Origin of the sequence: Streptomyces sp. NRRL S-646, assembly GCF_000720765.1 — a bacterium.
In the GTDB taxonomy this organism is placed as follows: Bacteria; Actinomycetota; Actinomycetes; order Streptomycetales; family Streptomycetaceae; genus Streptomyces.
Genome location: NZ_JODC01000003.1, coordinates 271,784 through 293,017 on the forward strand (window position 1 = coordinate 271,784; position 21,234 = coordinate 293,017).

At 71.2% G+C, this 21,234-nt stretch carries 22 protein-coding genes; 10 read left to right on the plus strand and 12 right to left on the minus strand.

All coding sequences use genetic code 11. The features are described 5' to 3' along the window. The first annotated feature begins 207 nt into the window (after positions 1–207). From IH68_RS0105635 to IH68_RS0105645, 3 genes are read left to right on the plus strand one after another with little or no spacing between them, the layout of a single operon-like run. Positions 208–1,497, plus strand: coding sequence for a magnesium transporter MgtE N-terminal domain-containing protein (locus tag IH68_RS0105635; protein ID WP_030929251.1), 1,290 nt, complete (start codon positions 208–210; stop codon positions 1,495–1,497). After that, entirely contained in the window at positions 1,487–2,080 is a 594-nt protein-coding gene (locus IH68_RS0105640; RefSeq protein ID WP_030929253.1) for a DUF1003 domain-containing protein, read from the plus strand. The genes IH68_RS0105635 and IH68_RS0105640 overlap by 11 nt, the downstream gene beginning before the upstream one ends. A 43-nt stretch (positions 2,081–2,123) precedes the next feature. Further along, entirely contained in the window at positions 2,124–3,257 is a 1,134-nt protein-coding gene (locus IH68_RS0105645) for an Mrp/NBP35 family ATP-binding protein (protein ID WP_030929256.1), read from the plus strand. 61 nt (positions 3,258–3,318) lie between these two features. On the opposite strand, the gene IH68_RS0105650 is transcribed toward IH68_RS0105645, so the two are convergent. The 5 genes from IH68_RS0105650 to sigE all read right to left on the minus strand — a co-directional run bounded on the left by IH68_RS0105650 (position 3,319) and on the right by sigE (position 9,194). After that, on the minus strand, positions 3,319–3,990 hold the full coding sequence (locus tag IH68_RS0105650) for a hypothetical protein (protein WP_030929259.1): 672 nt from the start codon (positions 3,988–3,990) through the stop codon (positions 3,319–3,321). Positions 3,991–4,237: 247 nt separating this feature from the next. Beyond that, a complete protein-coding gene (locus tag IH68_RS0105655; RefSeq protein ID WP_030929261.1) occupies positions 4,238–4,693 on the minus strand; it encodes a sec-independent translocase in 456 nt (151 codons plus the stop codon). A gap of 204 nt (positions 4,694–4,897) precedes the next feature. Beyond that, on the minus strand, positions 4,898–6,745 hold the full coding sequence (locus IH68_RS52780; RefSeq protein WP_107057405.1) for a S1C family serine protease: 1,848 nt from the start codon (positions 6,743–6,745) through the stop codon (positions 4,898–4,900). Between the two features lie 767 nt (positions 6,746–7,512). Next, on the minus strand, positions 7,513–8,493 hold the full coding sequence (locus IH68_RS0105665; protein ID WP_030929266.1) for an anti-sigma factor family protein: 981 nt from the start codon (positions 8,491–8,493) through the stop codon (positions 7,513–7,515). Next, positions 8,490–9,194, minus strand: coding sequence for an RNA polymerase sigma factor SigE (sigE, locus tag IH68_RS0105670; protein ID WP_078912335.1), 705 nt, complete (start codon positions 9,192–9,194; stop codon positions 8,490–8,492). Before sigE ends, IH68_RS0105665 begins: the two co-directional genes overlap by 4 nt. Before the next feature lie 301 nt (positions 9,195–9,495). Between sigE and IH68_RS0105675 the strand changes: the two genes are divergently transcribed. Further along, positions 9,496–10,128: an O-methyltransferase gene (locus IH68_RS0105675; RefSeq protein WP_078912336.1), complete on the plus strand. Its 633-nt coding sequence runs from the start codon at positions 9,496–9,498 to the stop codon at positions 10,126–10,128. 113 nt (positions 10,129–10,241) lie between these two features. On the opposite strand, the gene IH68_RS52785 is transcribed toward IH68_RS0105675, so the two are convergent. Further along, positions 10,242–10,409 (minus strand): DUF3117 domain-containing protein, encoded by a 168-nt coding sequence (locus tag IH68_RS52785; protein ID WP_003966491.1) that lies wholly within the window; start codon positions 10,407–10,409, stop codon positions 10,242–10,244. Between the two features lie 373 nt (positions 10,410–10,782). Here IH68_RS52785 and IH68_RS0105685 point away from each other — a divergent pair, with 373 nt between their 5' ends. After that, positions 10,783–11,586 (plus strand): enoyl-CoA hydratase/isomerase family protein, encoded by an 804-nt coding sequence (locus IH68_RS0105685; protein WP_030929277.1) that lies wholly within the window; start codon positions 10,783–10,785, stop codon positions 11,584–11,586. Between the two features lie 93 nt (positions 11,587–11,679). Here IH68_RS0105685 and IH68_RS0105690 read toward each other — a convergent pair whose 3' ends face one another. Continuing rightward, the gene (locus IH68_RS0105690) at positions 11,680–12,261 is read right to left on the minus strand and encodes a DNA-3-methyladenine glycosylase I (protein ID WP_030929280.1); all 582 of its coding nucleotides are present in this window, start codon (positions 12,259–12,261) and stop codon (positions 11,680–11,682) included. Then, entirely contained in the window at positions 12,258–12,614 is a 357-nt protein-coding gene (locus tag IH68_RS0105695; protein ID WP_030929283.1) for a DivIVA domain-containing protein, read from the minus strand. The genes IH68_RS0105690 and IH68_RS0105695 overlap by 4 nt, the downstream gene beginning before the upstream one ends. A 164-nt stretch (positions 12,615–12,778) precedes the next feature. On the opposite strand from IH68_RS0105695, the gene folP reads away from it, so the two are divergent. Further along, positions 12,779–13,639 carry a dihydropteroate synthase gene (gene folP / locus IH68_RS0105700; protein WP_030929286.1) on the plus strand — a complete coding sequence of 287 codons (861 nt, stop codon included), beginning with the start codon at positions 12,779–12,781 and terminating at the stop codon, positions 13,637–13,639. Positions 13,640–13,753: 114 nt separating this feature from the next. On the opposite strand, the gene IH68_RS0105705 is transcribed toward folP, so the two are convergent. Together IH68_RS0105705 and dapE are read right to left on the minus strand one after the other, a co-directional pair. Next, positions 13,754–14,512 carry a TIGR00730 family Rossman fold protein gene (locus tag IH68_RS0105705; RefSeq protein WP_030929289.1) on the minus strand — a complete coding sequence of 253 codons (759 nt, stop codon included), beginning with the start codon at positions 14,510–14,512 and terminating at the stop codon, positions 13,754–13,756. A gap of 99 nt (positions 14,513–14,611) precedes the next feature. Continuing rightward, positions 14,612–15,691 carry a succinyl-diaminopimelate desuccinylase gene (gene dapE / locus IH68_RS0105710; RefSeq protein ID WP_030929292.1) on the minus strand — a complete coding sequence of 360 codons (1,080 nt, stop codon included), beginning with the start codon at positions 15,689–15,691 and terminating at the stop codon, positions 14,612–14,614. A gap of 85 nt (positions 15,692–15,776) precedes the next feature. Here dapE and IH68_RS0105715 point away from each other — a divergent pair, with 85 nt between their 5' ends. Both IH68_RS0105715 and IH68_RS0105720 read left to right on the plus strand, forming a co-directional pair. Next, on the plus strand, positions 15,777–16,754 hold the full coding sequence (locus tag IH68_RS0105715; RefSeq protein WP_030929295.1) for a hypothetical protein: 978 nt from the start codon (positions 15,777–15,779) through the stop codon (positions 16,752–16,754). Between the two features lie 279 nt (positions 16,755–17,033). Further along, positions 17,034–17,492, plus strand: coding sequence for a hypothetical protein (locus IH68_RS0105720; RefSeq protein ID WP_030929298.1), 459 nt, complete (start codon positions 17,034–17,036; stop codon positions 17,490–17,492). A gap of 64 nt (positions 17,493–17,556) precedes the next feature. Here IH68_RS0105720 and IH68_RS0105725 read toward each other — a convergent pair whose 3' ends face one another. Both IH68_RS0105725 and fdxA read right to left on the minus strand, forming a co-directional pair. After that, complete coding sequence (locus IH68_RS0105725; protein WP_030929301.1) at positions 17,557–18,648, minus strand: bifunctional succinyldiaminopimelate transaminase/glutamate-prephenate aminotransferase; 1,092 nt, start codon at positions 18,646–18,648, stop codon at positions 17,557–17,559. Between the two features lie 138 nt (positions 18,649–18,786). Continuing rightward, positions 18,787–19,107: a ferredoxin gene (gene fdxA / locus IH68_RS0105730; RefSeq protein ID WP_030929316.1), complete on the minus strand. Its 321-nt coding sequence runs from the start codon at positions 19,105–19,107 to the stop codon at positions 18,787–18,789. Positions 19,108–19,247: 140 nt separating this feature from the next. On the opposite strand from fdxA, the gene IH68_RS0105735 reads away from it, so the two are divergent. Both IH68_RS0105735 and IH68_RS0105740 read left to right on the plus strand, forming a co-directional pair. After that, positions 19,248–20,291, plus strand: a complete 1,044-nt coding sequence (locus IH68_RS0105735; protein WP_030929318.1) for a GNAT family N-acetyltransferase — start codon at positions 19,248–19,250, stop codon at positions 20,289–20,291. Between the two features lie 32 nt (positions 20,292–20,323). Beyond that, positions 20,324–21,175, plus strand: coding sequence for a transglutaminase-like domain-containing protein (locus IH68_RS0105740; RefSeq protein ID WP_030929320.1), 852 nt, complete (start codon positions 20,324–20,326; stop codon positions 21,173–21,175). Positions 21,176–21,234: the final 59 nt, after the last annotated feature.

Here is a 21,234-nt window from a genome sequence, read left to right on the forward strand (position 1 = left end):
GGCCCTGTCGCCGGGCTGGGCCCCCGCAGCGTACGGCAGAGTAACGGGTGTCGTTCGGGCCGAGCGGAGCCGGTCCGTCCGGACCTCCCACCAGGGCGGATCCGATCGGTACGGGCTAGCCTGAAGCCCATCCGAGGGGGCAATTCGGTAAAGATGCACAGCAGCGACACGCAGCACTGGACACCCGTACGAAAAGGAGGCGCAGCCATGGCAGCGGGCGCGCCCCGGATCTTCGTCTCGCACCTCGCCGGCGTCGCGGCCTTCGACCCCAACGGCGACCAGGTGGGCCGCGTGCGCGATCTGGTCGTGATGCTGCGCGTAGGGCGAAAGCCCCCGCGGGTGCTCGGTCTGGTCGTCGAACTGCCCAGCCGGCGCCGCATCTTCCTGCCCATGACCCGGATCACCAGCATCGAGTCCGGCCAGGTCATCACCACCGGCGTGCTCAACGTCCGCCGCTTCGAGCAACGCCCCACCGAGCGCCTCGTCTTCGGCGAACTCCTCGACCGGCGCGTCACGCTCGCCGAGACCGGCGAGCAGGTCACCGTCCTCGACGTGTCGGTGCACCACCTCCCGGCCCGCCGGGACTGGGAGGTCGACCGTGTCTTCGTCCGCAAGGGCAGGAAGGGCGGTGCCTTCCGGCGGGCCAAGGGCGAGACGCTGACGGTGGAGTGGTCCGCCGTCACCGGCTTCTCCCTGGAGGAGCACGGGCAGGGCGCCGAGAGCCTTCTCGCCACCTTCGAGCAGCTGCGCCCCGCCGACCTGGCGAACGTCCTGCACCACCTCTCCGCCAAGCGGCGCGCCGAGGTCGCCGCCGCCCTCGACGACGACCGCCTGGCCGACGTACTTGAAGAGCTCCCCGAGGACGACCAGATCGAGATCCTCGGCAAGCTGAAGGAGGAGCGCGCCGCCGACGTCCTGGAGGCCATGGACCCGGACGACGCGGCCGACCTGCTGGCCGAGCTGCCGGAGGAGGACAAGGAGCGGCTGCTGACGCTGATGCAGCCCGCCGAGGCGGCGGACGTGCGCCGGCTCATGGCATACGAGGAGAAGACGGCCGGCGGGCTCATGACCACCGAGCCGATCGTGCTGCGGCCCGACGCCACCGTCGCCGACGCCCTCGCGCGCGTGCGCAACCGCGACCTTTCGCCTGCGCTCGCCGCGCAGGTCTACGTCTGCCGCCCGCCCGACGAGACGCCGACCGGCAAGTACCTCGGCACGGTCCACTTCCAGCGGCTGCTGCGGGACCCGCCGTACACGCTGGTCAGCTCGATCATCGACGACGATCTGCAGCCCCTGGACCCCGACGACGCGCTACCCCTGGTGGCAGGGTTCTTCGCGGCGTACGACATGGTCGCGGCGCCCGTCGTCGACGAGGCCGGGTCGCTGCTCGGCGCGGTGACCGTGGACGACGTACTGGACCACATGCTGCCCGAGGACTGGCGTGAGACCGAGTTCCACCTCGAGGACGACGAGGGGGCTGCCCCCCATGTCTCCTGAGCGCGAGACCGGCCGCGAGCGCACCCCGGCGGGTGCGACGGCGACCACGCGCACACGTCCCCGCCTCGACCAGCCGCGGCCGCCGCGCCGCCGGATCCTGCCGGAGTGGGACCCGGAGGCCTTCGGACGGCTCTCGGAGCGCATCGCGCGCTTCCTGGGCACCGGGCGGTTCATCGTCTGGATGACGGTCGTCATCATCGCGTGGGTGCTGTGGAACGTCTTCGCACCGCACGACCTGCGCTTCGACAACTACCCGTTCATCTTCCTGACCCTGATGCTGTCGCTCCAGGCCTCGTATGCGGCCCCGCTGATCCTGCTCGCGCAGAACCGGCAGGACGACCGGGACCGGGTCAACCTCGAACAGGACCGCAAGCAGAACGAGCGCTCCATCGCCGACACCGAGTATCTGACCCGCGAGATCGCCGCCCTGCGCATCGGCCTCGGCGAGGTGGCGACCCGCGACTGGATCCGCTCCGAGCTGCAGGACCTGGTCAAGGAGCTGGAGGGACGGCAGGACGGTCACCACGAACATGCCGTATTCCCGGCAGAACGGTCGCGCGGACGTGACGTAGACGACCGGTGACGGGCTTTCCGGGGCCAGGCTACCGAGCCGTACCATCGTTCCTATGGCTAGCGAAGACGCGGTGCGCGAGGCACTGGCGACGGTGAACGACCCCGAGATCAACCGGCCCATCACCGAGCTCGGGATGGTGAAGTCGGTGGAGATCGGCGCTGACGGAGCGGTCGCGGTCACCGTGTACCTGACGGTCTCCGGCTGCCCGATGCGCGAGACGATCACGCAGCGCGTGACCGAGGCGGTCTCCCGGGTCGACGGCGTCACCCGCGTCGACGTCACCCTCGACGTCATGAGTGACGAGCAGCGCAAGGAGCTGGCGGCCGCCCTGCGCGGCGGCACGGCCGAGCGCGAGGTCCCCTTCGCCAAGCCGGGCTCGCTGACCCGTGTGTACGCGGTCGCGTCCGGCAAGGGCGGCGTCGGCAAGTCCTCGGTGACGGTGAACCTGGCGGCGGCGATGGCCGCCGACGGCCTCAAGGTGGGTGTCGTCGATGCCGACATCTACGGTCACTCGGTGCCGCGCATGCTCGGTGTGGACGGGCGTCCCACCCAGGTCGAAAACATGATCATGCCCCCTTCGGCCAACGGCGTGAAGGTCATCTCCATCGGCATGTTCACGCCGGGCAACGCCCCGGTGGTCTGGCGCGGCCCGATGCTCCACCGTGCGCTGCAGCAGTTCCTGGCGGACGTGTACTGGGGCGACCTGGACGTCCTGCTCCTCGACCTCCCGCCGGGCACGGGCGACATCGCCATCTCGGTCGCCCAGCTGGTCCCGAACGCCGAGATCCTGGTCGTGACGACCCCGCAGCAGGCGGCCGCCGAGGTCGCGGAGCGGGCCGGCTCCATCGCCGTGCAGACCCACCAGAAGATCGTCGGCGTGGTCGAGAACATGTCGGGCCTGCCCTGCCCGCACTGCGGCGAGATGGTCGACGTCTTCGGCACGGGCGGCGGCCAGACGGTCGCCGACGGTCTCACCCGCACGACCGGCGCGACCGTCCCGGTCCTCGGCGCCATCCCGATCGACGTCCGCCTCCGCGAGGGCGGCGACGAGGGCAAGCCGGTGGTCCTGACCGACCCCGACTCCCCGGCGGGCGCGGCCCTGCGCGGCATCGCGGGCAAGCTGGGCGGCCGCCAGCGCGGCCTTTCGGGGCTGTCGCTGGGGATCACGCCGAAGAACAAGTTCTAGGGTTTCCACGGCAGAGGGGGCGCTGTCCAGGCGGACAGCGCCCCCTCTGCCGTATCCGTGGCTAGGCGTATGTGCCGATGTCCTTGATCATGGCGAAGCCCAGGCCGTATGCGCTCATGCCTCTCCCGTATGCCCCCACGTGCACCCCTTGCTGCGTGGAACCCGCGAGGACCCAGCCGAACTCGGACTCGCGGTAGTGGAACGGCGTCGGGACACCGTCCACGGGCAGGGACAGCGTCGACCAGTCCGGACCATCCAGGTCGTCCGCGAGGGCCCAGGCCGTCTCGGTCTGCTGCTCCAGCCAGTCGTCACGCAGGGAGTGGTCCATCTGCCCCGGCCAGGTGAAGGACAGCAGCCCCACACCCGCGAGCCAGGCCGCCGAGGACACCGAGGTGGCCTCCAGGAGCCCCGTGCCGTCCGCGCTGCGCCGCACGGGGTTGGCCGCGACCGTGACCACGACCGCGAACTTCTCCTTGGGCTCGCCGGCCGTCCCGACCGCGTACTCGTTCTTCACGGAGGGCTCGTCGCCGTGTCCGATCGAACCGTGTTCGACAGCTTCGTCGGCCGCCGTCCCGACCTGCATCAGCCAGCGCGGGCCCGTGAAGGCCTCGTCGAGGCCGTACCACGGGAAGGGCGCCAGCAGGTAGCCGTCGACCGTGCGCCGGGCGGAGGGCAGCTGTTCTTCGCCCTCCGCGGCCGGCGCCTGCGCGACTGCCTGACTCGTCGTCTCCATGTGCCCGGACGCCTCCTCGCTCTCGTCGGACCGGAGCGGCCCGCCCCCCTTCGGGCGGCGTTACTCCTCGAAGTACGGTCCGCACAACAACTCGGCAGCATAGCCACCCCACTCAGGACAGCACGGAAACCGTCCGGCGCGTGGGTCGCACCGAGGGCGGGTTCAGGCCGTGCGGAGGCGCCGCGGACTATGAAACGCGTCACGTACGGCGCAGGGGATCAGCCGGGGCGTACGGCTGAGCAGGATCTCAGGTGGCGTCCGCGTCGAACGGCGGCCGGTCGTCATCCTCGGGCTTCTTCGTCATGTCGACACGGCCGCCGGTGGAACCGGAGGACGAAGAGGCCGACGAGGACGAGGAGGCAGAGGGGGAGGACGGCGCGTCGGTGCTGTGGACGGCGTCCGTGACCTCGGCCATCTCCTTCTTCAGGTCGAAGCCGTTGCGGATCTCCTTGAGCCCCAGGTCGTCGTTGTCCAGTTGCTTGCGGATGAACGTCTTGGGGTTGAGGTCCTCGAACTCGAAGTCCTTGAACTCCGGGCCCAGCTCGCTGCGGATGTCCTGCTTGGCGCTCTCCGAGAACTCACGGATCTTGCGGATCGTCCGTGTGACGTCCTGGATGAACTTCGGGAGCTTGTCCGGACCGAAGACGAGCACAGCAAGGACAACGAGCGTCACCAGCTCGAGCGGTCCTATGTCATTGAACACCTGAAGCTCCTTGCGATGTCCTCGGTCCTCGGCCCTCGGTGGTCTGTGCGGGTCTTCCGTGGTCCGGGCCGGATCCACGGTACCCGGCGATCCCGTACGACCGGTACTGTCCCGAGGTTTCCGAGTGCGTCTTCCTGCGCGGTTTTGGGGGATGTTTGCCTTGTGGGGCTGTGCTTGGGGTCGTACCTGTGAGGTTTGTGTCAATCAGTCGCCGCCGGCGGAACCTAGCACCAGCGAGATCTGCTTCTCCTTGCTGTCGCGCCGCACGGTCAGCTCCAGGCGGTCGCCCGGGCGGTGGGCGCGCGTCTTGACGATCAGCTCCTCGCCGGAGTGCACACGCTGGCCGTCCACCCCGGTGATGATGTCGCCCGCCTTGATGCCGGCCTTGTCGCCCGGTCCGCCCGCGTTGACGGCGGGACCGCCGCCGGAAGCCTTGGTACCGACGCGCGCGCCGTCGCCCGTGTAGTCCATGTCGAGGGTGACGCCGATGACGGGGTGGGTGGCCTTGCCCGTGTTGATGAGTTCCTCGGCGACCCGTTTGGCCTGGTTGACGGGGATGGCGAAGCCGAGCCCGATGGAACCGGCCTGACCGCTCTCGTCGGAGCTGCTGTCGGCGGACCGGATGGCGGAGTTGATGCCGATGACGCGGGCCTTCGAGTCGAGGAGGGGCCCGCCGGAGTTGCCGGGGTTGATCGGCGCATCGGTCTGCAGCGCGTCGACGTACGAGACGTCGCTCCCGTCGGAGCTGTCGCCGCCGGCGGTGATGGGGCGTTCCTTGGCGCTGATGATGCCGGCGGTGACGGTGCCCTCCAGGTCGAAGGGCGCGCCGATGGCGACGACGGGGTCGCCGACCTGGACGTTGTCGGAATTACCGAGGGGCATGGGCTTCAGCCCGCGCACATTGCCGACCTTGACGACGGCGAGGTCGTAGCCGCTGTCCCGCCCCACCACGGTGGCCTTGGCGGTGTCCCCGCTGTTGAAGGTCACGGATATCTCGCCTGTACCGCCTGTCGACCCGGCGGCCGGTTCGACGACGTGGTTGTTGGTGAGGATGTGACCCTGGTCGTCGAGCACGAACCCGGTCCCGGTGCCGGACTCGTCGGCGCCGGTCACATGCAGGGTCACCACGCTGGGCAGGGCCCGGGCGGCAATCCCGGCCACACTGTCCGGAGCCCGCCCGGCGGGCTCCTTCCCGGCCTGCGGCAGCTCTACGGCCCCCACACCGCCGTTGCGCTCGAGATAGGCCCCGATGCCCCCACCGACCCCACCGGACACAAGCGCCAGCACCACAGCACCCCCGACAAGCCCCCTCCTCACCCGCCGCCGCCGCTTGTCCTCACCCTCGACGAGAGCCCCGGTCTGCTGGAGGGGGGCGGCAGCCCAGGGGTCGTAGTTCTGCCAGGGGGTGGAGAGGGGGAGTGCGGGGGCGGCGGGGGCCGGTAGGCCGGGGGGCTGCGTCGCGCTGGGCGCGCTGTGGAACTCGCCAGCGGCAGGGGACGGAACCGGCGCCGAGATGCCGGGAGGCTGAGCGGGTGCGCTGTGGGACTCCGGGGCCGAGATGCCGGGAGGCTGCGTGGGGGCGGGTGCGCTGTGGGGCGCTGCGGCCGCCACGGGGGTGGGGGCACCGGCGACGGGAGTGCCGGGGGCCGACGGCGGCAGCGGGGTCGGCGTGGCGTGGGGCGTGGAGGCCGCCGCCGTGGGAACAGGGGCACCGGGGGCCAGCACCGGGGCGGGTGCGGCGTGGGGCGGTGTCGGAGTCGGTATCGCCGTGCCCTGGGCGGGTCTGGCCGCCGGGTGCTGTACCGGCGGGGCAGGGGCCCAGGGGCCGGGCTCGCCGTAGGGCGGGGTGCTGTAGGGATCAGGGTCGTGCAGCGGCTGGGGACGCTCGGCGGCGGGCGGCGCAGAGCCGGTAACCGCAACCGAGTCCTTGTCGGCAAAGGGTGCCGCCTCAGCGGGCGGGTCCAACTCGAAGTCGCCCTCGGCGCGCGGCTCGTCCGAGCCCGCCCCCTCGGAGGCGCTCTGCAAGCCGCCCTCGGCCTCGGACCCGGCCATATCCTGCGGAGCCCTCAACTCGAAGTCACCCTCGGGGAGGCCACCGCCACCGACCACCGCGGGACGCCCCGGCTCGACCTCCCCACCCACGGAAACCGCGCTCTCGCCCTCGGCGACAGCCCTGCGCTTCCCCGAAAGACCTTCCGGTCGGCCCAGCTCGAAGTCACCCTCGGGGACTGCCGAGCGGTCGCCGCCAGCACGCTTCGGCCGAGCTGGCTCAGCGGCGGCCTCGGAGGCGGTTGTCCCGCTGCGTGTCCCGGCCGGGGGGCCCAACTCGAAGTCGCCGTCGTCGGCACCGTCCTGTGGCAGGGCCGCACCGCCGTCCACCGGTGCCGTCCCGGACGCAGGACGCGGCGGCGCATCCACAGCCTCGGTCGGACCGGCCGCGGCATCGGCGGACGCATCCACGGGCATCGGCGAACCGGCAGCGGCACCCGCCGCATCCGTGACCGCCGTTGAACCCGTCGAACCAAGTGCCGCCTCCGCCGCCCCCGGCGCCCCGGCAGCCTCGGCGGCGATCGGCCCGCTCATCGTGCCCGATGCGGGCGCCGTGCCCGTCGGAGGCGCCGCAGGGGTCTGCGGGCGTGGGCGGTTCCACCACTTCGGCTTCGTGGGCTTCCCCTCGTTCATGCTCTCCCCACAGCTGGCCACGACGCAGCACGCCTCGTCGGCGGTGGCCTCAGTTGTCGACTCCGCGCGCGGCCGTCTGCCGTGGACGCGGTCCACCTGGATTCAACCAGGTTCGCGGACCGTCGCGCAGGGGCCGGTCAGCGGGAGGCGTGGGGGGAGGAGGGAGCGGAAGGCGAGTCGGGGAGCGGTGCGGCCAGGAGGCCGGGGGACGAGGCCTCGGGGGCCGTGGACCACGAGGTCAGGGTGAGCAGCGGGGTCGTGGTGAGCGGACGTATCAGTGGGGACATCACCGCGGCACCCGCCACCACGGGGGTGGCCAGCGTGTGCATGGTCTGCGCCGCGCCGGCCGGGCTCGGCACCCCCGACAGCAGCGGTGCGGACACCTCGGTCGGGGCCACCGGGGCGTCACCGAGCGACTGCCGGCCCTGCGCGAGCAGCGGGCCGACGCCACGGCGCCGCTGGGTCTCGGGGGCCGTCGCGGCGCCCGTCCCCTGCGTACGCATCGGGGTCACATTGCTGCCCGCCCCGGAGCCGCCGCGCGCGTCCGTGGTGTCGACGGGGGTGCCCGTCGTGACGCCGCCCAGCGCGACCGCGGCGAGCGACACCGCACCGGCGGCGACGAACGCGAACCGCATCCCGCGCGAGGCCGACCGTTCGGCCTCGTGCCGGCTGACGTCGTGTATGCGGAAGCCGCGGTCCGCGGACGGCGGGAGCATCGGGGCGTGCGAGGAAGAGGAGGGGACGTAGCCGAACTCGAAGCGCTCACCCCGCTTCAGGCCGAAGACCCCGGTGAGGCCCGGTCTTCCGGGGGCTCCTCCGAGGAGTCCTCCCCCGCCGAACGGCGAGCCACCGCCGTCCGGATCATCTCCCCCCGGAAGGCCCTGCAGACGGGCCAGGAAGCTCTCGGAGGGCGGCGGCGGAGCCGCCTCCGCAAACACGTTCTTCAGCTGTCGCTGCGCATCGGCCTCCGCCTTGCACCTGGCGCAGGTGGCCAGATGGGCGAGGACACGCTCGCGCGAGTCATGACCGAGCTCTCCGTCCACCAGGGCGGAGAGTCGGTCTCCCAGATGCTGCTCGGCCAGACGCCTCTCGGCGGGGCTGGGTCGTGTTCCACTCACGCGGTCGCGCCCCCTCCCCCCAGTGCGGGTACGCGAGGCACGAAGGAGCGCCGCTCGGAGGCACGGGCCTCCGGCGAACGGTGCGCGAGAGCCTTGCGCAGCTGCGAGCGGCCGCGGTGGATCCGGGAGCGGACCGTGCCGAGCTTGACGCCGAGGGTTGCGGCGATCTCCTCGTACGACAGGCCTTCGATGTCGCACAGGACGACCGCGGCACGGAACTCGGGCGCGAGGGTGTCGAGGGCCTGCTGGACATCCGCGTCGAAGTGCGCGTCGTTGAAGACCTGCTGGGGCGACGGCTCGCGGCTCGGCAGCCGCTCGGCCGCGTCGTCGCCCAGGGCGTCGAAGCGGATGCGCTGCTTGCGGCGGACCATGTCCAGGAAGAGGTTGGTGGTGATCCGGTGCAGCCAGCCCTCGAAGGTGCCCGGCGTGTAGGTCGACAGGGACCGGAAGACGCGGACGAAGACCTCCTGGGTGAGGTCCTCGGCGTCGTGCTGGTTGCCGGTCAGGCGGTAGGCAAGGCGGTAGACGCGGCCACTGTGGGTGCTGACGATCTCCTCCCAGGTGGGCGGAGTCCACGCCTGCCCGTCCGCGTCGGTGGAGAAAGTCGCGGTCTGGGCGTGGTCAGCGGCGTGGCTGGGGTCAGCAGCGGTGTCGTTCACGGATTTCGGCCTGCCTGCCGATCCGAGAAAGCGCCGCAGCACTCCTCCCCGATCCACAGGCGCAGCCGCACCTCCCCTGTCGGCTCTGGTGGTGTCCAGTGGAGCCCCTACCATAGCCACCTCGCCCGTTAGCTCCGGATAAGCGGTTTTACGAGAATTTGATCTGGGCTGATACCGCTCGGACCCCTGCTTCCGCAGTTGCTCGGGCCACTGCCCCTCATCGTGATCCAACTGTGTCCCCCCGTGCCGTCTCCTACCCCTCTAAACGCCCGGTCCCATCTGCGGGTTCCCGGCCCCAACGGATACAGTCACGCCCAGGCAACCACGGGGACAGGAGAGGGTCATTACCGGCAACCGGCAGACGAGCTGGGCGTTCGCCGACGCCTACGTCGCCGAGGACGAAGTGCTGCGCTGGGCCCGTGACCGGGCCCGTGAGGCGGGCCTGCGCTCGGTGTCGCCCGGCACGGGCTCCGCGCTGCGGTTGCTGGCGGCTTCGGTGGACGCGAAGGCGGTGGCGGAGATCGGCACCGGCACCGGCGTCTCCGGCATCCATCTGCTGCACGGCATGCGCCCGGACGGGGTGCTGACCACGGTGGACCCCGAGCCGGAACACCAGCAGTTCGCCCGCCAGGCCTTCCGTGCCTCCGGTTTCGCCAGCAACCGGGCCCGGTTCATCCCGGGCCGCGCCCTGGACGTCCTGCCCCGGCTCGCGGACGCCGGCTACGACCTGGTCTTCTGCGACGGTGACCGCCTGGAGTTCCTCGACTATCTCGCTGAATCGTTGCGTCTGCTGCGCACCGGTGGCCTGGTCGTCTTCGAGGGCGTCTTCGCCAACGGCCGCACGGTGGACTCGGGCCCGCAGCCCACGGAGGTGCTGCGGCTCCGGGAGCTGCTGCGCGCGGTGCGCGAGAGCCAGGAGCTGGTGCCCTCGCTGCTGCCGGTGGGCGACGGGCTGCTGTGCGCGGTCAAGAGGTAAGGGCCTCGATCAAGCGGTGAGGTGCCGGGAAACGAGCGGGGGCGGCCCGGCAAACAGCAACCCCGGCACCACTTGGATGCCGGGGCAGCTGAAAGGGTATGGTCGCTTCCGCGTCAGCCGACGACCTTCTTGAGGGCGTCGCCGAGCGCGTCGGCCTCGTCAGGGGTCAGCTCGACGACGAGCCGACCGCCGCCTTCGAGCGGAACGCGCATGACGATGCCCCGCCCCTCCTTGGTCACCTCGAGCGGGCCATCGCCCGTCCGCGGCTTCATGGCCGCCATGCTCGTTCCCCTTCCTGAAACCAGCTCATCGTCAAAGCCGACGGCCCTGGGAGGGCACGCGCGCAGCGTGAGACACGCGACACCGGCATCGAACACATTGCTTCCAAGCCATTATCCCGCATCTCAGGACCCGATGACCAACATCAGTCGGCATCGCTTGGGCAACGCGCGCGAGCAAAACCACCCAATTCGGCGATGTGACTGCGATACTGCGCGGCCGCACGGAGTTCCGCCGACCGGAAACCGTCCCGAATTCTTTGACGCAGGTCACACGTCCACTCCGGTCCCCCGGCGGTGATCTCCGCCATGCTGTCCTACGGACAGGGGCGTACCGGCCGGTACGCCTGAACCGCGACAGCCGAGGGGACACACCATGGCCGACACCGTGCTCTACGAGGTGAGCGACGGACTCGCGACGATCACGCTGAACCGCCCCGAGGCGATGAACGCGCTGAACATCGCGACGAAGGTCGCCCTGCGGGAGGCGGTTCGCTCCGCGGCCGAGGACGATGCCGTACGGGCGGTGCTGCTGACCGCCGCCGGGGAGCGGGCGTTCTGTGTGGGGCAGGACCTCAAGGAGCACATCGGGCTGCTGGCGCAGGACCGGGAGACGGGGTCCGGGCAGACGATGAGCACGGTGAAGGAGCACTACAACCCCGTGGTGCGGGCGATCGCCGGGATGCCGAAGCCGGTGGTGGCGGGGGTGAACGGGGTGGCCGCCGGGGCCGGCTTCGGGCTCGCCCTCGCCGCGGACTACCGCGTCGTCGCGGACACCGCTGCCTTCAACACGTCCTTCGCGGGGGTTGCGCTGACCGCCGACTCCGGCATGTCCTGGACCCTGCCGCGGGTCGTCGGGCCGGGGCGCGCCGCCGACCTGCTGCTCTTCCCGCGGAGCATCAAGGCGCAGGAGGCGTACGAGCTGGGGATCGCCAACCGGCTGGTGCCGGTCGGCGAGCTGCATGCCGAGGCGGAGAAGGTTGCCCGGGCGCTGGCCGAGGGGCCGACCGTGGCTTATGCGGCGATCAAGGAAGCGGTGGCTTACGGGTTCTCGCACACCTTGTCCGAGACGTTGGACAAGGAGGACGAGCTGCAGACCCGTGCCGGGTCCTCGGAGGACCATGTGATTGCCGTGCAGGCGTTTGTGAACAAGGAGAAGCCGAAGTACTTGGGCCGGTGAGCTCGGGGCTCGAGCGCCGTCGGGGGCTGCGGGTCCGTCGTGGTTGATCGCGCCCCCGCGGCGGAGCCGCAGATGGATACAGCCCCGCGCCCCTTACGGGGCGCTCCTGGCCACACAGGTTTCCAAGTGATCGTCCACCAAGCCGCACGCCTGCATCAACGCATACGCCGTTGTCGGGCCGACGAAGCGTAGGCCCCGCTTCTTCAGCGCCTTCGAAAGGGCCGTCGACTCGGGTGTGACCGCCGGGACGTCTCCCAGGGTTTTCGGGGCCGGGCCCGCGGGTGGCGCGTAGGACCAGATGAACTCGTCCAGCTCCCCCGGCCCCCACTCCGCCAGCACGCGCGCGTTGGCGAGCGTCGCGTCGATCTTGGCTCGGTTTCGGATGATGCCGGGGTCGGTGAGGAGGCGGGCCCGGTCCGTTTCCGTGAAGGCGGCCACCTTGGCGATCCTGAAGTCGGCGAAGGCCGCCCGGAAGCCGGGGCGGCGGCGCAGGATCGTGATCCAGGACAGGCCGGACTGGAAGGCCTCCAGGCTGAGGCGCTCGAAGAGGGCGTCGTCGCCGTGGACCGGGCGGCCCCACTCCTCGTCGTGGTACGCCACGTAGTCCTCGGTGGACAGGGCCCAGGGGCAGCGCAGGGCGCCGTCCGGCCCGGCGATGGCGGTGCCGTCGCTCACTGCTGCTCCTCCTGGCCGTGCATCGGCTTGTCCATGGAGACGTGGTGCGCGGCGGCCTGGGCGCCCGCCAGTGCGGATTCCAGGTCGGCGATGCGGGCGTCGCGCTCGGCGAGTTCGGCGCCGAGACGGTTGAGGGCGTCGTCGACGTCCGACATGCGGTAGCCGCGGGCGGCGAGCGGGAAGCGGAGGCTGTCGACGTCGGCGCGGCCGACGGGCCGGTCCAGCGGCAGCGGGTCCTGCAGCCGCTCGGGGGCGACCTCGGGCAACGGGCCCTCGCCCTCCCCGCCACCCACCACGGCCAGTGTCACGGCGGCGACCACGACGGCGAGAGCGACGACCAGGAACAAGAACATAACCATCGCTGTGGTCCCCACGCTCGATGTTCGGAAGCTGGATGAAACTGACGATGAAGCTGAATGTGTCAGGGTCCGATCGTGCCATGCGAGTCTGACAGTTAGGGTCGCAGGCGGCCGAGGAACCGGTCTTACCCAGGTCGTACGACGAGAGGTCACAGCGGATGCTCAGGCTGGGCAGGCGCGCATTCGAGGCGCACGAGCCGGTGATCATGGCGATCGTGAACCGGACCCCGGACTCCTTCTACGACCAGGGAGCGACCTTCCGGGACGAGCCCGCCCTCGCGCGCGTGGAGGAGGCGGTGTCGGAGGGGGCTGCCATCATCGACATCGGCGGGGTCAAGGCCGGTCCGGGCGACGAGGTGTCGGCCGAGGAGGAGGCGCGGCGGACGGTGGGGTTCGTCGCGGAGGTGCGGCGGCGCTTCCCGGACGTGGTCATCAGTGTGGACACCTGGCGGGCCGAGGTCGGCGAGGCCGTGTGCGAGGCCGGCGCGGATCTGCTGAACGACGCCTGGGGCGGCGTCGACCCGGGGCTGGCGGAGGTCGCGGCGAGGTACGGCGTCGGGCTGGTGTGCACGCACGCGGGGGGCGCTCAGCCACGTACTCGTCCGCATCGGGTGACGTACGACGATGTCGTGGCCGACATTCTGCGGGTGACGCTGGGGCTGGCCGAGCGGGCGGTGGCGCTGGGGGTGCCCCGGGAGTCCGTGCTGATCGATCCCGGGCACGACTTCGGGAAGAACACCCGGCACAGCCTGGAGGCGACGCGGCGGCTCGGGGAGATGGTCGACACGGGGTGGCCCGTCCTGGTCTCCCTGTCCAACAAGGACTTCGTGGGCGAGACCCTGGACACCCCGCTGAAGGAGCGGGTGGTGGGGACGCTCGCCACCACGGCCGTGTCGGCGTGGCTGGGGGCGCAGGTGTATCGGGTGCACGAGGTCGCCGAGACCCGTCAGGTGCTGGACATGGTGGCGTCCATCGCCGGGCATCGGCCTCCGGCTGTGGCGCGGCGGGGGCTGGCGTAGGGCCCTTTTTCGCCCCCGCCGCCCCTACCCGTCCCGTACCGGGGGCCAGCCCCCCGGACCCCCGCTCCTCAAACGCCGGAGAGGCTGAATTTGACGCCGGAGGGGCTGGGTTTCCTACCGGGCGGCCTCCTTCGAGACCAGCGCGACCGCCTCTTCCACGTCGTCCGTGACGTGGAAGAGGAGCAGGTCCTTCTCCGATGCCTTGCCCTGGGCGATCAGCGTGTTCTTGAGCCAGTCGACCAGGCCGCCCCAGTACTCGCTCCCGAACAGGACGATCGGGAAGCGGGTCACCTTCTGGGTCTGCACCAGGGTCAGGGCCTCGAAGAGCTCGTCCAGGGTGCCCAGGCCGCCGGGCAGGACCACGAAGCCCTGCGCGTACTTCACGAACATCATCTTGCGGACGAAGAAGTAGCGGAAGTTCAGGCCGATGTCGACGTAGGCGTTGAGGCCCTGCTCGAAGGGCAGCTCGATGCCGAGGCCGACCGAGATGCCCTTCGCCTCGCAGGCGCCCTTGTTGGCCGCCTCCATGGCGCCCGGGCCGCCGCCGGTGATCACCGCCCAGCCCGCCTCCACCAGGCCGCGGCCGAGCCGGACGCCCGCCTCGTACTCCGGGGAGTCGACGGGCGTGCGCGCCGAGCCGAACACGCTGATCGCGGGCGGGAGTTCGGCGAGGGTGCCGAAGCCCTCGATGAACTCCGACTGGATGCGCAGCACCCGCCAGGGGTCCGTGTGGACCCAGTCCGTGGGAGCGCGCTCGTCCAGCAGCCGCTGGTCCGTCGTGCTCTCCGTCACCTGGCCGCGCCTCCGGAGGACCGGTCCGAGACGCTGCTCATCCGGCGGCACCTTCTTGCCCTCGGGGTTCCCGGTAGCCATGTGCGCTCCCTCCGCTTGCAGGTGTATCCACCTCAGAGTAGATCTACGCGGGTTACGGACGGGGGACGTGAGCATGTCCGCCGTGAAGCGGTGTACGGGCTATGCCGTCAGCCAGGCCCGCAGACGCTGCTCACCCGCCAGGATCTTCGCGGTCTCGACCCGTTCGTCCCGCTTGTGCGCCAAGTGCGGGTTGCCGGGGCCGTAGTTGACCGCGGGGATGCCGAGGGAGGAGAAGCGCGAGACGTCCGTCCAGCCGTACTTCGGCTGCGGGGTTCCGCCGACCGCCTCGATGAAGGCCGCCGCGGCCGGGTGCGAGAGGCCGGGCAGCGCCGCGCCGCTGTGGTCGTCCACCACGAACTCCTGCACCCCGCAGTCCGCGAAGACCTCCCTGACGTGGGCGATCGCCTCTTCCTCAGTGCGGTCGGGCGCATAGCGGAAGTTGACGGCCACGACGCATTCGTCGGGGATGACATTGCCCGCCACGCCGCCCGAGATGCCCACCGCGTTCAGTCCCTCGCGGTACTCCAGGCCGTCGATCACCGGGTAGCGCGGTTCGTACGAGGCCAGGCGGGCCAGGATCGGCGCGGCCGCGTGGATGGCGTTGGAGCCCATCCAGCTGCGCGCCGAGTGGGCCCGCTCGCCCGTGGTCTTCAGCAGGACCCTGAGGGTGCCCTGGCAGCCGCCCTCGACCTCGCCGTCCGACGGCTCCAGCAGCACCGCGAAGTCGCCCTGCAGCCACTCGGGGTGCGCCTCGGCCACGTGCTTGAGGCCGTTGAGGTCGGCCGCCACCTCTTCGTTGTCGTAGAAGACGAAGGTCAGGTCGCGGTTGGGGGTCGGGACCGTGGCCGCGATGCGCAGCTGCACGGCCACGCCCGACTTCATGTCGCAGGTGCCGCAGCCCCACAGGACGCCGTCCGCGTCCAGCCGGGACGGGACGTTGCCGGCGATCGGCACGGTGTCGATGTGGCCGGCCAGGATCACCCGCTCCTGCCGCCCGAGGTTCGTCCGCGCGACGACGTTGTTGCCGTACCGCTCGACCGTCAGGTGCGGCAGGGCGCGCAGGGCGGACTCGATCGCGTCGGCGAGGGGCTTCTCGGTGCCGCTCTCGGACGGGAAGTCGACGAGCTGCGCGGTGAGCTCGGCGGCGTCCAGGGTGAGGTCAAGTGGGGTGTCGGCCATGCCTTCGACCCTAACCCGCCGCCTCCTCGGCCCACTGTCCACATCCGGCACGTGGGTCACAGAGCCCTCCGCTACCTTGTACGACGTGCCAGAGCCGTCATCCACCCTCAAACGCCGTGGCCGCCTCTTCCGTATCGGGGCGGCCTTCGTGGTCCTGTTCGCCGTCGCGGGCTATCTCGCGGTGCAGTACGTCACCGGGGGCAGAGGCGGATCGGGCTGCAGGGTGGTCTCGGGCGAGGCCGACGGGGCGGCGTACGAGTTCACGCCGGAGCAGGCGGTGAACGCGGCGACGATCGCCGCGGTGGGCACCGGGCGCGGCATGCCCGAGCGGGCGGTGACCATCGCGATCGCGACTGCGCTGCAGGAATCGCAGCTGCGCAACATCGAGCACGGCGACCGGGATTCGCTCGGCCTGTTCCAGCAGCGGCCGTCGCAGGGCTGGGGCACCAGGAAGCAGATCCTGGACCCGACGTACGCGGCGGGCAAGTTCTACCAGCACCTGGCCAAGGTGCACGACTACGCGGCGCTCCCCCTCACGGTCGCCGCGCAGCGTGTGCAGCGCAGCGGATATCCCGAGGCGTACGCCAAGCACGAGCCGGACGCCACCCTGCTCGCCGCCGCCCTCACCGGGAACTCGGCGGCCACGCTGACCTGCGCCGGCCTCCCGGCCACCACGCAGGCGGCGGGGCCGGACGCCGTGCGGGCCGCTCTCGTACGGGACTTCGGGCGCGACGCACTGCAGCCGGCCGCCGCGGAAGTGAACGCCGTGTCGACATCGGCCCCCTCGCCGACCGGGAGCACGGGGACGAGCGCCCGGACCGTCACGCTCCCCGTCGCCGCAGGCAAGAGCCCCGCCAAGGGCCGCAGCGTCCGCCAGCGCGGCTGGCAGCTCGCCCACTGGGCCGTGGCCAACTCCTCCGCCCTGCACATCGAGCGCGTCTCCTACGGGGGGCGGGAGTGGACCGCCGGAAACGCCGACAACCCGTGGCACACGGCCGCCGCGGAAGGCCTCGGCGGGGTCGAAAAGGCCGCCGACGCGGTCCGAATCGTCACTGCGCAGTAGTACGGTCCTTCACTCGCACGGGTTATGCCCGGCATACTTGATCCACGGTGTGGGCAGGTTTTCGCACCGTCACCCCTGCAACCGACAAAGCCCTTGACAACAAAGGGATGTAAGGATTCGGCACGCTTTCCGAGCGGGCGCTTTTTGCCCGTTTTTATCCGCAGCCGATAATGCGACGCATTGCCAACTCTTTACGTTGGGACGCCGCAACCTTCGGGGCCTTCGAGCGGTAGTCACATCGTCCGAGCCCGGACGATCAACATCCATCGAAGGAGCATCATGTCCCTCCCCCTGACCCGTCGGATCGCCCGTGCCGCGCTGCTCGTCGCAGCGGGAGCGGCTGCCGGGGTCGGTGCGGCCGGCTCCGCGAGCGCGGCCCCCGAACTGCCCGCCGCCCCGACCACCGCAGGTCTGACCTCGCTGGACGGGGCGAGCGTCGGCAACACCGTCGACGGTGCGGCGCAGAACGTGACCGGGCTTGCGGGCGCCGCCGGCAGCAACGCGGTCAAGAAGGCCGTGCCGAACGCGGGCAAGACCGGTGGCAGCGTGGCGAAGAAGGCGGCTCCGGCTGCGCAGCGCGCGGCGGGCGCCGCGGCGGGCTCCGTCGGGGAGATCGTCGGCGTCACCACGCAGACCGCGAGCCAGAACGGCGGCGCCCTGCCGGCGGGCTCGCTGGCCAAGGGCGGCCTGCCGAGCACCGGCAACCTGCCGGTGAAGGGCCTCCCGATCGGCGGCTGAGCCACCTGTAGCGCGGAGGGGGTCCGGGACACTGTCCCGGACCCCCTCGTCACGTCTCCGGCGGCTACAGGCGCTCCACGGCCGCCCGCACCCGCTCGTCCGTCGCCGTCAGCGCCACCCGTACGAACTTCTCGCCCGCCGTGCCGTAGAAGTCGCCCGGCGCGACCAGGATGCCGAGCTCGGCCAGGTGGGCCACGGTGTCCCAGCAGGACTCGTCCCGTGTCGCCCACAGGTAGAGGCTGGCCTCGCTGTGCTCGATGCGGAAGCCGTGGCCGAGCAGCGCCGCGCGCAGGACCGTGCGCCGGGCCGCGTACCGCTCCCGCTGCTCCTGGACATGGGCGTCGTCGCCCAGGGCCGCCACCACGGCCGCCTGCGTGGGCGCCGGCGTCATCATGCCGCCGTGCTTGCGGATCTCCAGGAGGGGGCCGAGGACGGCCGGGTCACCGGCCAGGAAGGCCGCCCGGTAGCCCGCCAGGTTGGATCGCTTGGAGAGGGAGTGGACGGACACGATGCCCTCGTACGAGCCGCCGTTCACGTCGGGGTGCAGGACCGAGACCGGGTCCGCCTCCCAGCCCAGTTCCAGGTAGCACTCGTCGGAGAAGACCAGGATCCCGTGCTCGCGCGCCCACGCGACGATCCGCGTCAGCTCCTGCTTGTCCAGCACCTTGCCCGTCGGGTTGGAGGGCGAGTTGAGCCAGAGGAGCTTCAGGTTCGTCGGATCCAGGTCCGTCGGGTCGTCGTAGACCTCGTAGTCCGCGCGGGCCAGGCGGGCGCCGACCTCGTACGTCGGGTACGCGAGGCGCGGGTACGCCACCTTGTCGCCGGGGCCGAGGCCCAGCTGGGTGGGGAGCCAGGCGACGAGTTCCTTGGAGCCGACGATCGGCAGGACGTGCTTGTGCGTGACCTCGCGGGCGCCGAGGCGGCGCTCGACCCAGCCGGTGATCGCGTCGCGCAGGGCCGGGGTGCCCCAGACCGTCGGATAGCCCGGGGAGTCCGCCGCGTCGATGAGGGCCTTCTGGACCAGCTCGGGGACCGGGTCGACCGGGGTGCCGACGGAGAGGTCGACGATGCCGTCCGGGTGCGAGGCGGCCGTTTTCTTGTACGGCTCCAGCTTGTCCCAGGGGAAGGTGGGCAGGCGGTCGGAGACTGCGGACACGGGATCTGGCTCACTTTCTGGTACGGCAGACGGCCCAAGGGCCCTGGTACGGCAAACGCCTCGGTCCCGTACGGCGATCACCAGGGCGATCCGGCCGTACGGGACCGAGGCGGCACGATCTGCGGGCCGCTTACGTGATTACTCGGCCTGCGGCGGCAGCGCGGCGATGAAGGGGTGGTCCCGCTCGATCAGGCCCAGCTTGCTGGCGCCGCCGGGGGAGCCGAGCTCGTCGAAGAACTCGACGTTCGCCTTGTAGTAGTCCTTCCACTCCTCCGGAGTGTCGTCCTCGTAGAAGATCGCCTCGACCGGGCATACCGGCTCACAGGCACCACAGTCGACGCATTCGTCCGGGTGGATGTACAAGGACCGCTGGCCCTCGTAGATGCAGTCGACCGGGCACTCCTCGATGCACGCCTTGTCCTTGACGTCGACACAAGGCTGCGCGATGACGTAGGTCACGCTGTCGTTCCTCCTCGATAGGGCGCCGGCGGGCCTCCTCAGGCTCCGCCGCCTGGCGCGCGGGAGCGCGGCGTCGTCGATGCCCGCCCCTAGTATCTCCGTTCTTGGGCATGATCCGAACAGGAGGGGTGAACTGACCTGTGGAAATCTCGGCCGGCGGACGTCTCGAGGTTCGTATCACCGCTGCTGACGTGGGGAAACGGGTCTCGGTACGACGCTTGATCGAACCTGGGGTCCCGGAAGAGAAGTTCACCGACACGGTGGGTGTTCTCACATCATGGGACGACGGTGTGCTGCTGATCACACGCAAGGGCGGCGAAAGCGTCCGGATTCCGGAATCTGCGCTGGTCGCGGGAAAGGTCGTGCCCGCCGCACCGGCCCGCCGGAGGGGTCCTGCCGCCTCCTACGAGGAGCTCGCGCACGTCGCCTCGCGCGCGTGGCGGCCGCTGGAGAGCGAGCGGCTCGGCGAGTGGGAGCTGCGGGCCGCGGCCGGGTTCACCCGGCGCGCCAATTCGGTACTGCCGCTCGGCGACCCGGGCGTGCCGCTCGACGAGGCGCTGGACGTCGTACGACGGTGGTACGGCGACCGTGGGCTGCCCGCGTACATCCAGACCGCGACCGGCGCCGAGGGCACGCAGGAGCTGCTGTGTGCGGAGCTGGAGCGGCGCGGGTGGATGCGTGAGGTGACCGCCGAGCTGTGGATCGGGGCGCTGGCGCCGGTGGCCGACCGGGCGGAGGCGTCCGGGGTCGTGCTGTCCCGGGAGGCGGACGAGGCGTGGCTTGCGCGGTATCAGCGCAAGGGGGTGAGCGAGGTGGCGCTGAAGGTGCTGGGATGGGGGTCCCCCCGCTCGAGCGAAGCCGAGAGTGGGGGAGGGCCGTCGGTGTGGTTCGCGACGGTGCCCGGGGAGCAGGATCCTGCTGCGATCGGACGGTGTGTCGTGGACGGGCGGTGGGCGTCCTTCGCCGCCGTCGAGGTGGATCCGGCGCTGCGGCGACGCGGGCTGGCCACCACCGTCATGGCCGCACTGGCCGGGCGGGCGCTCGACGAGGGCGCCTCCGCAGCGTGGCTCCAGGTCGAGGAGGACAACGCGGGGGCGCGGGCGCTGTACGCCGGGATGGGCTTCGCCGCGCACCACGCGTACCACCACTACCGGGAACCGGCGGCTCCCGGCAGCGGACAGTAGTACCGATCGCCGGGAGAGGGCACCAGCCTGCTATGCGTCCCCCATACCCCCCACCGCCCGAGCGGTCCGCCGAACTGCGGCGGCGGTTCGCCGAGGAGGCGCGGTCCGAGCGGCCCGACCTGTCGACGCTGTGTCTGCTGGTGGGCGCGGAGGCGGACGGGGCCCTGGACGAGGCGGGGCTGGACGCCGCCCAGATGGAGCTGGACCGGCTGGCGGGGCGGGTGCCGTTCCGGCCGGGCGGTCCGATGGCGTGGGCGACGGCGCTGCACCACCTGCTCGGGGTGCAGGACGGCTTCCGTGGCTCCCCCGCCGACTACCAGCGCCTGGAGTCCTCGCTGCTGCACGAGGTGCTGCGGCGGCGGCGCGGGCTGCCGATCCTGCTGTCGGTCGTGTGGATGGAGGTCGCCCGGCGGGCAGGGGCGCCGGTGTACGGGGTCGCGCTGCCGGGACACTTCGTGGTCGGGTTCGGGCCTCGGGAGAAGCAGGTGCTGGTGGACCCGTTCGACGGGGGGCGGGTGCTGGGTGTCGGCGACGCGGAGCTGTTGGTGGCCGGTGCGACGGGCGCTGCGCTGGATTCGTCGATGTTGACGCCGGCGGATCCGCTGGACGTCGTTCTGCGGATCCTCAACAACATCCGGGTATGGGCTGCGGCGCGGCCCGAGCGGTCGGATGTTTCGTTGTGGGCGGTCGATCTGTCGCTGCTGTTGCCCTCGCATCCGGCGCGGTTGCGGTATGAGCGGGCTCAGTTGCTGGTTCAGCGGGGTGACTTCGTCGATGGCGCCGTGGAGTTGGAGCAGTACGCGGAGTTGATCAGCGCGGTCGATGAGGGGGCCGCGGAGCGGGTGCGGGGGCAAGCCCTGGCTGCTCGGGCGTTGCTCAACTGAGTTCGCCTGATCGCCAGGGCGTTCTGTAATTGCGCGACTGCGGGAGCGTCGTGGCTGGT

Coding starts and splice junctions, on each gene's coding strand:
- IH68_RS0105650 (WP_030929259.1), bottom strand. CDS start 3,990: ATGGAGACGACGAGTCAGGCAGTCGCGCAGGCGCCGGCCGCGGAGGGC.
- IH68_RS0105640 (WP_030929253.1), top strand. CDS start 1,487: ATGTCTCCTGAGCGCGAGACCGGCCGCGAGCGCACCCCGGCGGGTGCG.
- IH68_RS52780 (WP_107057405.1), bottom strand. CDS start 6,745: ATGGCCGGGTCCGAGGCCGAGGGCGGCTTGCAGAGCGCCTCCGAGGGG.
- IH68_RS0105740 (WP_030929320.1), top strand. CDS start 20,324: ATGCGTCCCCCATACCCCCCACCGCCCGAGCGGTCCGCCGAACTGCGG.
- IH68_RS0105645 (WP_030929256.1), top strand. CDS start 2,124: ATGGCTAGCGAAGACGCGGTGCGCGAGGCACTGGCGACGGTGAACGAC.
- dapE (WP_030929292.1), bottom strand. CDS start 15,691: ATGGCCGACACCCCACTTGACCTCACCCTGGACGCCGCCGAGCTCACC.
- IH68_RS0105635 (WP_030929251.1), top strand. CDS start 208: ATGGCAGCGGGCGCGCCCCGGATCTTCGTCTCGCACCTCGCCGGCGTC.
- IH68_RS0105695 (WP_030929283.1), bottom strand. CDS start 12,614: ATGTTCTTGTTCCTGGTCGTCGCTCTCGCCGTCGTGGTCGCCGCCGTG.
- folP (WP_030929286.1), top strand. CDS start 12,779: ATGCTCAGGCTGGGCAGGCGCGCATTCGAGGCGCACGAGCCGGTGATC.
- IH68_RS0105685 (WP_030929277.1), top strand. CDS start 10,783: ATGGCCGACACCGTGCTCTACGAGGTGAGCGACGGACTCGCGACGATC.
- IH68_RS0105705 (WP_030929289.1), bottom strand. CDS start 14,512: ATGGCTACCGGGAACCCCGAGGGCAAGAAGGTGCCGCCGGATGAGCAG.
- IH68_RS0105720 (WP_030929298.1), top strand. CDS start 17,034: ATGTCCCTCCCCCTGACCCGTCGGATCGCCCGTGCCGCGCTGCTCGTC.
- IH68_RS52785 (WP_003966491.1), bottom strand. CDS start 10,409: ATGGCGGCCATGAAGCCGCGGACGGGCGATGGCCCGCTCGAGGTGACC.